Origin of the sequence: Lentzea indica (assembly GCF_012184385.1) — a bacterium.
GTDB classification, from domain to species: Bacteria; Actinomycetota; Actinomycetes; order Mycobacteriales; family Pseudonocardiaceae; genus Lentzea; species Lentzea indica.
Genome location: NZ_VSRL01000250.1, coordinates 1 through 12,842, shown reverse-complemented (window position 1 = coordinate 12,842; position 12,842 = coordinate 1). Strand labels below are relative to the sequence as shown.

13 protein-coding genes and 1 pseudogene are annotated in these 12,842 nt (G+C 69.3%); 2 read left to right on the top strand and 12 right to left on the bottom strand.

The window, feature by feature from the left end; translation table 11 throughout:
* On the bottom strand, window positions 1-1,419 hold a 1,419-nt coding region (locus FXN61_RS39905; RefSeq protein ID WP_312878360.1), incomplete at its 3' end, for an AfsR/SARP family transcriptional regulator.
* Between the two features lie 212 nt (window positions 1,420-1,631).
* Here FXN61_RS39905 and FXN61_RS39900 point away from each other — a divergent pair.
* Together FXN61_RS39900 and FXN61_RS39895 are read left to right on the top strand one after the other, a co-directional pair.
* Window positions 1,632-1,979 (top strand): hypothetical protein, encoded by a 348-nt coding sequence (locus FXN61_RS39900; protein ID WP_167979077.1) that lies wholly within the window; start codon window positions 1,632-1,634, stop codon window positions 1,977-1,979.
* A gap of 241 nt (window positions 1,980-2,220) precedes the next feature.
* Window positions 2,221-2,619, top strand: a complete 399-nt coding sequence (locus FXN61_RS39895; RefSeq protein WP_167979076.1) for a hypothetical protein — start codon at window positions 2,221-2,223, stop codon at window positions 2,617-2,619.
* Between the two features lie 658 nt (window positions 2,620-3,277).
* Here FXN61_RS39895 and FXN61_RS39890 read toward each other — a convergent pair.
* The 11 genes and pseudogenes from FXN61_RS39890 to FXN61_RS39845 all read right to left on the bottom strand — a co-directional run bounded on the left by FXN61_RS39890 (window position 3,278) and on the right by FXN61_RS39845 (window position 12,715).
* Window positions 3,278-4,267 carry an NAD(P)-dependent alcohol dehydrogenase gene (locus FXN61_RS39890; RefSeq protein ID WP_167979075.1) on the bottom strand — a complete coding sequence of 330 codons (990 nt, stop codon included), beginning with the start codon at window positions 4,265-4,267 and terminating at the stop codon, window positions 3,278-3,280.
* Window positions 4,264-4,938, bottom strand: a complete 675-nt coding sequence (locus FXN61_RS39885; protein ID WP_167979074.1) for a DUF2306 domain-containing protein — start codon at window positions 4,936-4,938, stop codon at window positions 4,264-4,266. Before FXN61_RS39885 ends, FXN61_RS39890 begins: the two co-directional genes overlap by 4 nt.
* Window positions 4,939-4,992: 54 nt before the next feature.
* Window positions 4,993-5,706: a response regulator gene (locus tag FXN61_RS39880; protein WP_167979073.1), complete on the bottom strand. Its 714-nt coding sequence runs from the start codon at window positions 5,704-5,706 to the stop codon at window positions 4,993-4,995.
* On the bottom strand, window positions 5,703-6,032 hold the full coding sequence (locus FXN61_RS55935) for a sensor histidine kinase (RefSeq protein WP_312878359.1): 330 nt from the start codon (window positions 6,030-6,032) through the stop codon (window positions 5,703-5,705). The genes FXN61_RS39880 and FXN61_RS55935 overlap by 4 nt, the downstream gene beginning before the upstream one ends.
* Entirely contained in the window at window positions 6,029-6,835 is an 807-nt protein-coding gene (locus FXN61_RS39875; protein ID WP_312878358.1) for a sensor histidine kinase, read from the bottom strand. The genes FXN61_RS55935 and FXN61_RS39875 overlap by 4 nt, the downstream gene beginning before the upstream one ends.
* 236 nt (window positions 6,836-7,071) lie before the next feature.
* On the bottom strand, window positions 7,072-7,359 hold the full coding sequence (locus FXN61_RS39870; RefSeq protein WP_167979072.1) for a DUF4342 domain-containing protein: 288 nt from the start codon (window positions 7,357-7,359) through the stop codon (window positions 7,072-7,074).
* Between the two features lie 198 nt (window positions 7,360-7,557).
* On the bottom strand, window positions 7,558-8,253 hold the full coding sequence (gene xynA, locus FXN61_RS39865; protein ID WP_167979071.1) for an endo-1,4-beta-xylanase XynA: 696 nt from the start codon (window positions 8,251-8,253) through the stop codon (window positions 7,558-7,560).
* A 414-nt stretch (window positions 8,254-8,667) separates the two neighbouring features.
* Complete coding sequence (locus FXN61_RS54875) at window positions 8,668-8,910, bottom strand: LuxR C-terminal-related transcriptional regulator (protein WP_312878357.1); 243 nt, start codon at window positions 8,908-8,910, stop codon at window positions 8,668-8,670.
* A gap of 322 nt (window positions 8,911-9,232) precedes the next feature.
* Window positions 9,233-10,412, bottom strand: a pseudogene (locus tag FXN61_RS39855) (ROK family protein).
* Window positions 10,413-10,554: 142 nt separating this feature from the next.
* Window positions 10,555-11,562 (bottom strand): sugar phosphate isomerase/epimerase family protein, encoded by a 1,008-nt coding sequence (locus tag FXN61_RS39850; RefSeq protein WP_167979069.1) that lies wholly within the window; start codon window positions 11,560-11,562, stop codon window positions 10,555-10,557.
* Between the two features lie 13 nt (window positions 11,563-11,575).
* Window positions 11,576-12,715: a Gfo/Idh/MocA family protein gene (locus FXN61_RS39845; protein ID WP_188135997.1), complete on the bottom strand. Its 1,140-nt coding sequence runs from the start codon at window positions 12,713-12,715 to the stop codon at window positions 11,576-11,578.
* Window positions 12,716-12,842: the final 127 nt, after the last annotated feature.

Below are 12,842 nucleotides of genomic sequence, written 5' to 3'. Positions count from 1 at the left end.
GTCGAGCGTCGCCCGTGCCGCCACCACGGCGAGTGCCAGCGGCAGGCCCGCGCACGACCGGAGCAGGTCCGCCACCGCATCGGGTTCTGCGCGGATCCTGGGCTCGGCGAGGTGTCCGATGAGCAGGTCGCGTGCCTCGCTGTTGCTCAGGACGTCCAGGGCGAGCGTCGGAACTCCGTGCGATGCGGTGAGCCCGGTGAGCCGGTGTCTGCTGGTGATGAGCACGGTGCAGGTGCTGCTGCCGGGCAGCAACGGCAGCACATGTGCCGTGTCACCGGCGTTGTCCAGCACCACCAGCATGCGCTTGCCCGCTACGAGGCTGCGATACAGCGCGACTTGTCCGTCCAGGTCCGCGGACACGGACGCCGCCGGCACCCCGAGCGCGTCCAGGAACCCGCGTACCACCACCGCGGGCGGCACCGGAGGTCCCGCCGGATCGAACCCGCGAAGATCGGCGTGCAGTTGCCCGTCCGGGAACAGGTCGACGGCCCGGTGCGCCCAGTGCAGGGCCAGCGTCGTCTTGCCGGTGCCCGCCGCACCCACGATCGCCAGCACCGGAGACTCGTCCGCACCGGACGCCAGCGCCTTGTCCATCCTCGCGAGCTCGTTGGCACGGCCGACGAACAACCGCGGCGCGGCGGGCAGCTGCCGAGGTGTCGGCGTGCCGGAGCGCGGAATCGCCGGCGCCACCGGCTCGCCGATCAGCACGTGCTGGTGCAGTTCCCGCAGCTGCGGACCAGGATCGGCCCCGAGTTCGTCGGCCAGCCGGCGCCGGACGACCTCGTAGTGCTCCAGGGCGTCGGCCAGCCGGCCACACCGGTACAGCGCCAGAACGCGCTGCCCTGCCAACCGTTCGTCCAACGGGTTCTCGTCGGCCAGCATCGACAGTTCGGCCACCAGGGCGTCGTGGTGGCCGAGGCGCAGCAGGACGTCGTTGCGGTGCAACAGGGCCGACCACCGCTCCTGCTCCAGCGTGCGGCGCACGGCGTCGGCCCACGGCCCTTCGACCCCTCCCAGCGCGCGGCCGTGCCACAGCCCGAGCGCCTGCTCCACCATCGCCAGCGCCTGCGAGTCGTCCTCGGTGTGCGACCGCCGGACCAGCGACCGGAACCGGTGCACGTCCACCGCGCTCTCATCGACGGGCAACAGGTATCCGGCCGGCGTCCGATCGATCACCACGCCCGGCAGACCGGCGAAGGCCTGGCGCAACCGGTACAGGTACCCGTACAGCGTGTTGCGCGCCTGCCGTGGCGGCCGCTCGCCCCACACCCGCTCGGCCAGCAGGTCCAGCGGAAGCGGGCGATTGGGCTCGACAAGCAGCGCGGCCAGCACGCAACGCGGACGAGCATGTCCCAGGTCGATCGGCACGCCGGCCACCTTCACCTGGACCTCGCCGAGCAGATCGAACGTCACCGACACCGCAACCCCCGCTCCCCCACCGGTACCGGACTACCGGCTCACGTGCACCCGGACAAGACCGATCCCAGAAATTCCTCAGATCGGCAGCGGACAATGCGCCGCCCGCACGACGCCGGAGGTGCGCGAGGACGCGTACAAGATCGATCCCACATTTCCGCGAGATCGACCGCCCAGGCTGTGCACACAGGCACTTCGAGCGAAGGGGGAACACGATGTCGAAGACCGAGGGCAGGGTCGCCGTCGCGGTGGCCGCACTGGCGGCGGCGGTGCTCATGCCCGCGACCGCGCAAGCGATCGGCAAGGGCACCTGCACCACGCTGTACGGCACGAGCGGCGGATCCGCCTACGTCTGCGGGAACTACTGGCGTTCTGGAAGCCTCTACGACGGTAGCTACGAGATCCGCCGGTCCAACCTCTACGTCCAGTTCCAGGCCGACAAGGGCCCGTGGATCACCATCCGCGGCAAGGGCTACATCGGCAGGGGTGGGTTCTCCAGCCTCAAGACCTTCTACCTGCGGGCCTGCACGTACGACGGCAGCGCCTGCAGCGGACCGTGGTGACGCGCTACCTCAAGATCAATCCACGGTCGTCTTCTGCATTGAGAACGCACGGGTTCGACGGCTCGCTCCGTCGGCGACGCGGGTTGAGGCGGCGAAGCCTCTCACCGGCCGTCGTGGTCCCGAGTCCTCGTCCGATTCCGGATTCACACCGGTTTTCCTGCACAACGGCTCATCACACCGGCGACCACCGCAGCTGACTGTCGCAGCGTGAGCTGCGGCAACCGGATGACAGGGGGAACACATGCGAAAGCTCATGGTCGGAGTCTCCACCACCGCGGCTTTGCTCCTCGGAGTGACGGCCACACCCGCCCAGGCGGCGGAGAATCCGCTGACCACCACCGGCGCCAGAGGGTTCGTGAACAGCTACAACAAGCGGGTCGAGGCCTGCGACACCAGGGCGGACGGCCGGCGGGCCATGGCACGGGCTGTGAACGTGACCCAGGGGATCCTCGTGGGCTGGGCGGAGGACAAGAACGGCGCAAACGGCTGCACCCCGCAAAGCGGCACGGGACAAGGTGCGGCAGTCGACCCGTTCTGGCACACGCCGCGCCGCGGCGACGTGATCCGCCTCGAGGTGTGGATCCAGGACGGCGCAGGCGGGGCGCAGGAGAATCTCAGGCGGACCGAGTTCACCTACTGAACCGCACCATCCAGTGGCCGGACCGGGCACCACGGTCCGGCCACTGGTCGGAGCATGACACCGCGGGACCCGACTGGGGAACCACTTGCCCTGACAGCGGTTTCCGCTCCATGTCCGCCGACCTCGGCCAGCATGTCCACTGTGGATGGCGTGGAGTGCTGCCAGCCGATGCATGCGGACTGCCTTCTCCTGACCGCGGCTGCAGGTGTCGGCCCTGGTTCAGCGCGGTCGGCCGCGAAACAACCGGAAGGCGACGGTGGCGCCGCACCGGCACCAATGCCGTCCAAAGTGGACTAATACCTCCGCTTTTCGGGCGGTCTCGAGCGGTCCACGACACACGGCGAGCCGGTTCCAGCGGATGGACGTCGATCACGGGTACGGGCTGCGGCCCACAGGTCGCAGTTGTGCTCGGCGCCGATGACGTTGTCGCAGACGAGTAGCGAGCGACCGGTGCGCGCGATATCACCTTCCCCGAACTGCTGAAGCTGGGCCAGTGCGTCCGGCCGGCGACGCCGGGACGGCCGTAGCGCACGAAGGCGCCCCAGACGTCGACCATGTCCGCGGCCAGCCGGGGTGAAGGTGGGGTGATCGGGTGCCGTTGTCAAGCTCGGCAACCTGGCTGCTTCTCTCGGATTGGCAGGCGAGTTTCGGCCTTGCATCAGCAGACAGTGATGACGACCTTCGCGCGGGCGTGTTCGGTCTCGATGTAGCGGACGGCCTCGGACACCTCGTCCAGCGAGTAGGCGCGGTCGATGACCGGGGTGAAGCCTCCCGACTCGGCAAGGCGCCGCAGCGCCGCGAGGATCTCCCGGTCGAGCGTCGTGGTGAGCACCAGCAGCCGGTCGCGGACGAACGGGGCCAGCAGCTTCGCCCTGATCATCAGCCACATGGGCCCGACGAGGCTGCCGCCGGTGAACACTCCCCCGCCGGACAGCACGATCGTTCCGCCGGGCGTGAGCGCGCGCCGCAACCCGGTCAGCGAGTGATTGCCGACCAGATCGAAGACGAGGTCGTAGCGCGTGCCGTTCTTGGTGAAGTCGTCCTTGGTGTAGTCGATGACGTGGTCCGCGCCGAGCGACGCCACCAGCTCGACGTTCCTCGTGCGGCACACGCCGGTCACGGTGGCGCCCATGGACTTCGCGATCTGCACGGCGAACGTGCCCACGCCTCCCGACGCTCCGTTGACCAGGACGTGCTGTCCCGGCTGGAGCTTTCCGATGTCTCGCAATCCCTTCAGCGCGGTGTGCCCGGCCAGTGGTACCGCGGCGGCCTGTTCGAACGTCAGGTTGGCCGGCTTGGCCTCGACGAAGTCCTCGGACACGCACACGTACTCGGCGAACGCTCCGTCGGCGGCACCGAGGTCGCCGAACACCTCGTCACCGGGCCGGAAGCGCCGCACGTCCCGACCCACCGCCTCCACCCTGCCCGCGAAGTCGCGACCGCGGATCTTCCTTCTGGGAACGGTGACTCCGAGCCCGGTGAGCCGGGCCAGGTAGGGGTCTCCGCGCATGACGTGCCAGTCGTACGCGTTGACCGAGGCCGCGTGCACCCGTACGAGCATCTCGTTGCCGGAGGCCGCCGGCGGCTCCACGTCGCGGAACTCCAGCACGTCCGGCGATCCGTACCGGTCCTGGACAACTGCCTTCATCGGGTCTCCTTGAGCACGAGTCCGGCGCGAGCCGGGCGGGTTGGCTTCGCCGGGCGACGGCGGATGATCCACTCCGCCACGGCGAGGTTGACGAGCCAGGCGGCAAGCATCAGCAACGCCTTGCTGAGGCGGTCAGGCACGCCGACGGCCACGAGCCACGCGGTCAGCGCCACCGCTTGTGTGCCGGCGCCGAGCCCGATTGCGAAACCGCGGATCATCCAGGCGCGGTGCCCGGCGAAGTCTCGGCGGCGGACGGCGGCGAGACCGAGGACGATGAACGCCGCCCACGCCGTGCCGAACACCAGCCGGACGCCGGTGAGCAGAGCGCCCACGTCGGCGGGTTTGGGGTAGAACACGGTCATCCACAGACCTGACAGCGCTCCCACGAGTCCACAAAGGACCAGAAGTCGCCCTGCCGCCCGGTGCCATCCCGGTCTGCGGCGGCGGAAGCCGGGAGCGAACTGGAAGGCACCGAGGATGCTGTACACGCTGACGGTGATGGCATGCACCACCACGGGCACGGGTGAGGCGAAGAACCGCGCGTTGTCCGGTGTGATCTCCGCACCGCCGCCCAGCTCGGCCAGCCGGAGGGCGCCACCGAGCACCGGGATGACGCTGAACAGGATGATCGCGGCCGGGATGAGCTTGTCCCACTTGGTGGAGGAGGTCATGCACCAGATCGTGGCGGGTGCGGTGGTGTCAACTCATCGGAACAAGGGCTGCGATCATCCTGGCCGATGGTCCGGCCCGCTCGTCGTACTTTCGGCTGACTGGTGCCGGAATCCACTCCGGACGCGCTTGGTCTCGTAGGCCCAGATGGCGATCTCGACCCGGTTCCTGGCACCGATCTTGGCCATCAGGCTGGCGATGTGGCTCTTGACGGTGCTGAGCGCGATGTGGAGCTCCTTGGCGACCTCGCTGTTGGTGCTCCCACCCGCGACGGCGGCGAGGACCTGCTCCTCCCGTTCGGTGAGCGGCTCGATCGGCTGCACGGTGCGGCCGGTGGGCCCGGTGTCCGCGAAGGCCTCGATCAACCGAGCGGTGACGCTGGGGGCGATCAGGGCGTCGCCGGAGGCCGCGGCGTGGACGGCCTGGGCGAGCAGGACGGTGCCGGCGTCCTTGAGCAGGAATCCCCTGGCACCTGCACGCAGCGCGGCGTAGACGTATTCGTCGAGGTCGAAAGTGGTGATCACGACGACGGCGAGCGGGTCGGCGACGCCGGGCCCTGCGAGCAGGCGGGTGGCCTCGATGCCGTCGATTCCTGGCATGCGGATGTCGAAGAGGCACACGTCCGGCCGCAGCCGACGGGCCAGTTCCACGGCCTGTCGTCCGTCCGATGCCTCGCCGACGACCTCGATGCCCGGCTGGGCGTCGAGGATCATCGAGAGTCCTGTGCGGACGATCTCCTGGTCGTCGGCGACGATGACCCGAACGCTCATGCGGCCGACCCGGTGAGCGGCAGCACGGCGGTCACGGTCCAGCCCCGGCCGGGGTTCGGGCCCGCCTCGCAACTGCCGCCGAGCAGGTCGGCGCGTTCCATCATGCCGATCAACCCGTTCCCCTGCGCCGAAGTGCCGCGGTTGCCGGTGTCGCCGTCGTCGCTCACTCGCAGGTGGACCGACGAGTCGCCGACGGTGACCCGCACCTCGATGCGGGTGGCGTGCCGGGCGTGCCGCCGCGCGTTGGTGACCGACTCCTGGGTGAGCCGGTAGATCGCGGTCCCCACCGACTTCGGGAGGTCGTCGACGGCCCCGTCGATCCTCACGTCGACCTCGGGTCCAGGCCGGCCGGGGCTGCGAGCCGTTCGATGTCGGCGACGGTCGGGCTGGGTGCCATGTCCGCGGGCTCGTTGTGGCGCAGGGCTCGCACCATCGTGCGCATCTCGGTGAGTGCCCGCGACGCCTCCGACTCGATCAGGCCGAGCGCCTCGATCGCCGCCTCCGGCCGCGATGCCGCCGTCGCCAGCCCCGCCTGGGCCCGGATCGCCATCGCCGACACGTGGTGCGCCACCGTGTCGTGCAGATCCCGTGCCAGCCGCTCCCGTTCCAGCAGCTTGACCTGTTCGAGCTCTCGTGCCCGCGCCCGCCCTCGGTATCGCACCGCGGCACCGAGGGCGCACGCCGTTCCGAGAACAGCGCTTCCGCCCACCGCCTCCCCCACGCTGATGAAGCCGAGCGCCGCCGACAGCCCGACCTTGCCGAGCATGATCGCCAGCCCGATCACCGCCTCACGCCCGCAACCCCACCGGAACAGTGAAAACGGGAAGAGCACCATGTACACCATCACGTTGAGCTCGGGCTCGCCCCCGAACACCAGCGAAGCGACAGCGGCCACGCCGAACGCGACGGCGACGGCGACCAGCGGCCTGCTCCGGCGCAGCAACAACAGTGGCAGCAGCCCCACCGCCACGATCAGCGAGCCGACCCGCGAGTTCAGGTCCTGCCGCAGCAATACCTCGAGCACCGCAACCGCCAAGAGCACGGCGACCAGCACCCAGTCCCACCACACCCGCGCCGCCGCACGCACCGGCCGGGGCTCGTCCCACACCGACCGCAGAAGAGCGAACACGTCCACATCGTACGAGAGCCGACACCGCGACAGATCAGTCCAAAGTACGAGAGCCCGGCCCGGTCACCAGCCGCCGCGTCGAGTCGCGCACCCGCACCGGGTTCGGCCTCCTCTTTCGGTGTCCCGTCGGGCCTGCCACGCCAGGCGCGGTGCCGTCACCGTCTCTGACGACGGCACCAGCCTGCTGCGTCCCGCCCGCATGGACGTCCCCCGCCGCGATGACCCGCGGCTGCCGACTACACCTGCTCGGTGTCGACCGTCGCGGGCTGACCACCGGGCTGCTGACGGTTCTCGATCTTGATCCCGCACTTGCCGACCAGCGCGACACCGGCACCGATCGTCGTGGCCACCGGAGCGGCCAGCGCCGCGACCAACCCGACAGCCAAAGGCACCTCCAGCACCACGTCGTTCTTGCTGTCACGCACAACCACACGACGATTGATGCCCTCGCTGACCAGCCCGCGAACGGCGTCGACCGCCGAGTCGACGGCGGTACGGGTGTTCTCAGGCCTGGATTCGCTCATGACTCTCCTCGAACTGCGGATACCCCTTGACGACTCCAGCCTGCCCGCGGTCGGGCACCCTGCCATCAGGGTTTCCCCTGACCTCCGCCTGATTCATCCCTCAGGAATCGTCGGGCAACCTGAAAGGCGCGCAGCAACCGGTCCTTGATGTGTGCGCCGCACGCCATTACAGGCGACGGCCCTCCGGGAGCGGGACGCTCACCTCACCGTGATGTTGGAATTGCCACTGCTTCGGTATCCCTCGGTCGCGAGGACCATGTAATAGCGGAAATCGCCCAGCCGCATGCCGGCACGGTTCCACGCGTCGAAGTGGTTGCCGGTGGTGATGGATCCGCCCGTCCGCTTCTGCTGCCGGACGCTCCAGAACTGCGGGAAGGTCTTGTTCCCTTCGACAGAGGGCGCGTTGTAACGCATCGTCTGGTAGATGTCGTACGTTCCGCCGTCGGTGGTGACCGTGCCCTTGTGGGTACCGGTGGGCCGATAGGTGCCCCAGTTGTCGACGATGTAGTACTCGACGAGCGGGTTGGACGTCCACCCGTACAGAGTCAGATACGCATTGCCGGACGGGTTGAAGCTGCCGGAATAGTTCACGGTCCGCCGTGAACCGTTGCTCCAGCCCTTGCCGCCGACGAAGTTGCCGACATTGCTCCACGACATGCTGTAGTTGCCGCCGGATCCGAACTCCATGCAGGCCCTGCCGCCGCCATCAGTCCAGAATGAGAAGTAGTAACCGCCGTTGTTGCCCGTCTGGCTCGAGCACGTGGCAGCGATACCGACATCAGCGCTCGCGACGCCGGGCGTCAGCGCCATGACCAGCGCAATACAGGCACCGCGGAGGTACAGACCGATACCGCCGCGCTTGCGGCTCGACGGTCGAAAATCAGCTTCAGCCATATGCAGTACTCCTCGTCATTGAGGTTGGCACGGCAGCCAGGCAGCGCGATTCGACCCATGAAGGGTTAATGGTGATCGTGGTGACGGCCGCCGTTGGTGTCGACCCACTCGCCGAGTTGGCCGACGGTGCGGTTACGACCGGCCAGCCCTGATTCGACGGAGCCAGTCGACCGTGGCCGAACCGTTATCGACACTAGCAGTGTCGAGCCGACTCCGTAAGGTTTCCAAGACGTTTCGAAACCCTCTGATGAGCCCATGTCTGCCGCAGCAGGCTACTTTTGTGTCGATCAAACATGTTGGGCCGATCGGATGCGGAGTCGATCTGAAGGGCTCGCACTTCACGTTTATCGGCCGGGCTAAAAATTTAGCGTCCGAGCGACCGGCGGCATCCTGGCCGATCACGAGTGAAGCCCTTTATTGATCATTCCTCTTACCCACCGCCTGCGGTGGCGGGGCCACCGCGAGCCACTCCAGCTCGGCGGCGCGCACGCCGAGCTGGAAGCGCGACTGCACGCCGAGCAACGACTGCAGGCGCGCGATGCGCCGGTTGAGGGTGCGCAGGCTGACGTCCAGCTCACGGGCGATCGCACGGTCGGTCGCGCCCGTGCACATGAGCCGCAGCAGGCGCTGGGTCGCCGCCGTGGGCTCCTTGCCCACGGCCACGATGTGATTGCCAGTGGGGCGATCACCTCTGGGGCGCGGCACCGCGACCGCGGTCAGGTGCCCTTCCCTCCGACCAGCACGCGACGCGACCGGGCTGGTCATCGGCTTTTACCCACGAGCGCGCGCGTCCGCCCAACGGGGTGTGCGACCACCCCCGGTGTTACGCGGGTCACAGTCATGAGGCGACGGTAGGCCTGACTATTGGCGGCTGTCAATCAAAAGTGGGCGCTTTGCTGTCAAAGTGCAGGTGTCTTAAGGATGAACACCGCCATTACTCGTCTTCTTTGGTTCGCTGAGCCGTCAACAACGCTCGTGATCAATAAACCTGGGTGGCGTGAGAAGACAGCCGCACCTCGCCCGTGGAGCCACCGGCGGCGACCTCACCCAGCCGTGCGTCCAGCACCTCCGGCGACAACACGTGCCGCACCACCATCGCCGCCGCACCCAAAGCCCCTGCGGTCACACCGGCGCCCGACGCGACGATCCGCAGGTTCTCCGTGGCCAGCGGCAGCGAGCGCCGGTAGATCGACTCGCGCACGCCGGCCAGCAGCATCTCGCCCGCCTCCGCCAGCAGCCCGCCGATGACCACGAGCGACGGGTTGAACATGCTCACGCACCCGGCGAGCACCTCACCGATGTCCCTGCCCGCCTGCCGCACGACCCGGCCGGCCTCGAGGTTGCCGGAACGGACCAGGCTCACCACGTCGCCGTCGAGTGAGCGGGATGTCCCAGCTCCCGCAGTTTCGCCGCCAGCGCGGGCCTGCGGCGACCGCTTCCAGGCAGTCGGTGTTGCCGCACCGGCACAGCGCCTCACCGCCCTCCGGCACCCTGATGTGCCCGAGGTCCCCCGCCGCGCCTGCCGCGCCGCGGTGCAGGACGCCGTTGCTGATCAGCCCGGCGCCGATGCCGGTCGCCGCCTTCACCACGATCATGTGCCGCACGTCCGGGTGCGAGGCGGTGTGCTCACCCAGCGCCATCAGGTTGACCTCGTTGTCGACCAGCACCGGCACGTCGAACTCCGCCGCGATGGCCGCCGGCACGTCGAACCCGTCCCAGCCCGGCATGATCGGCGGGTTGTTCGGCCGGCCGGTGGAGTGCTCGACCGGTCCCGGCAGCCCGATGCCCACGCCGGCGATCTGCGCGGCGTCCACGGTCTCCAGCAACGAACGCCAGGTCGTGACCAGCAGCGGCAGGATCGCCGCCGGTCCGTCCGCCACGTCGAGGTCCACCTGTTCGACGGCGAGCAACCGGCATCCCAGGTCGGAGACGGCGACGGTGGCGTGGGTGGCGCCCACCTCGGCCGCCAGCACGAGCTGGGCGCCGGGGTTGAACCCGAACCGGCCAGCCGGACGTCCGCCGGTGGACTCCCCCGTGCCGCTGCCGGTCACCAGCCCGGCGGCCACGAGGAGGTCCAGCCTGGCCCGCACCGTGGAACGGGCGAGACCGGTCGCGGCCACGATCTCCGCTCGGGTGCGCGGGCTGCCGTCCATCAGCATGCGCAGCACAGCGGCCGGCGATCCCGCCTCGACACCCAAGGTGCTCTCCATCGAACAATTGTCACATCGGCATCGAAAGGCAGCGCGTGGTCGTCCCGCGGCCGTGTCACCACCCCCCGGGACGGTGACACGGCCGCGCCCGTCAGCCGCCCGAGCTGAACGCGGCGTCGAACGAGGCCGACGGTGGGTCGAAAGCGTTGCGGCGCACGAACTCCAGCGCCTCGGGCGCACCGACGAGCCGGTCCATCCCCGCGTCCTCCCACTCGACGCTGATCGGTCCGGAGTAGCCGATGGTGTTGAGCATCCGGAACGACTGCTCCCACGGCACGTCACCGCGTCCGGTGGAGACGAAGTCCCAGCCGCGCCGCGGGTCCGCCCACGCCAGGTGCGAGCCCATCCGGCCGTTGCGGCCGTTCCCGACCTGGCGCCGGGCGTCCTTGCAGTCGACGTGGTAGATGCGGTCGCGGAAGTCCCACAGGAACCCGACCGGGTCGAGGTCCTGCCAGACGAAGTGCGACGGGTCCCAGTTGAGGCCGAACGCCGGCCGGTGCCCGATCGCCTCCAGCGCGCGCACGGTGGTCCAGTAGTCGTAAGCGATCTCGGACGGGTGGACCTCGTGCGCGAACCGGACGCCGACCTCGTCGAACACGTCCAGGATCGGGTTCCAGCGATCGGCGAAGTCCTGGTAGCCGGCGTCGATCATCGAGGCAGGCACCGGCGGGAACATGGCGACGGTCTTCCAGATCGACGAGCCGGTGAACCCCACGACGGTGTCGACGCCGAGCCTGGCCGCGGCCCGCGCGGTCATCTTCAGCTCCTCCGCCGCACGCTGCCGAACGCCCTCGGGGTCGCCGTCACCCCAGTTCCTGGCGGACAGGATGCCCTGGTGCCGCTGGTCGATGGGGTCGTCGCAGACGGCCTGACCGGTGAGGTGGTTGGAGATCGCCCACACCTTCAGGTCGTGCTTGGCGAGGATCGCGAGCCGGTCCGCGACGTAGTCGTCGTCCTCCGCGGCCTGCCAAGGGTCGAGGTGGTCGCCCCAGCAGGCGATCTCCAGGCCGTCGTAGCCCCAGCCCGCGGCCAGCCTGGCGACCTCCTCGAACGGCAGGTCGGCCCACTGTCCGGTGAACAACGTGATCGGACGCGCCATCTTCGGTCCCTCCCTAAACCTGTTGCCACGTGCGGGATGCCGCGCTCGCCTCGACGGCGGCGAGGACGCGCTGCACCTGGAGCCCGTCGGCGAACGACGGCGCGGGGTCGGTTCCCGCGGCCACGGCCCGCACGAAGTCGACGGCCTGGTGGGTGAACGCGTGCTCGTAGCCCAGGCCGTGCCCGGCGGGCCACCAGGCGGCCGTGTACGGATGCCCCGGCTCGGTGACGATGATCCGGCGGAACCCCGCGACGACGGAGTCCTCGGTGCCGTCGAAGAACTGCAGCACGTTCATGTCCTCGAAGTCGAACGCCAGGCTGCCCGCCGAGCCGTTGACCTCGATGCGCAGCGCGTTCTTGCGGCCGTTGGCGAACCGCGTTGCCTCGAACGAGCCGAGTGCGCCGCCGGTGAAGCGGGCCAGGAACAGTGCGGCGTCGTCCACGGTGACCGACCCGGTCCGGTCGGACGCGGCCGTGCCGGACAGCCCGGAGTGAGCGGACGCCAGCGGGCGTTCCGACACGAACGTCTCCAGCGTCCCGGACACCTCGCTGATGGTGTCGCCGAGGATGAACTGGGCGGCGTCCACGACGTGCGCGCCGATGTCGCCGAGTGCGCCGGAGCCGGCCTTTTCCTTGTCGAGCCGCCAGGACAGCGGCGCGGCGGGGTCCACGATCCAGTCCTGCAGGTACACGGCGCGCACGTGGTGAACCCGTCCCAGCCTGCCCTGGGCGACCAGGTCGCGGGCCAGGCTCAGGGCAGGCACCCGCCGGTAGCTGAACCCGACCATCGCCCGCACGCCGCGCAGGGCAGCGCGTTCGGCGGCCTCCGCCATGGCGACCGCTTCGGCGACGCTGTTGGCCATCGGCTTCTCGCACAGCACGTGCTTGCCCGCGTCCAGGGCGGCGACCGCGATCTCGGCATGCGTGTCACCCGGCGTGCAGATGTCCACCACGTGCACGTCGTCGCGGTCCAGCACGGACTTCCAGTCGGTCACGGCGTCCGCCCAGCCCAAGCGCGCGGCGGCCGCCCTGGTGCGGTCGGGGTCCCTGCCGCACAGCACGGACATCACCGGCCGCACCGGAAGATCGAAGAAGCGCGGCGCGACCCGCCACGCCTGGGAGTGCGCGGCTCCCATGAACGCGTGGCCGACCATCGCGATGCCCAGTGTCGTCACAGGTAACTGTCCTAATCAGTTCTGGGAGTGGCCATCCGGCACACTCCTGGTGGTGGCCGACCGGCGGGTGAGCACTCGTTTGTCCTGGACGTTGAGTCCTGCTGAG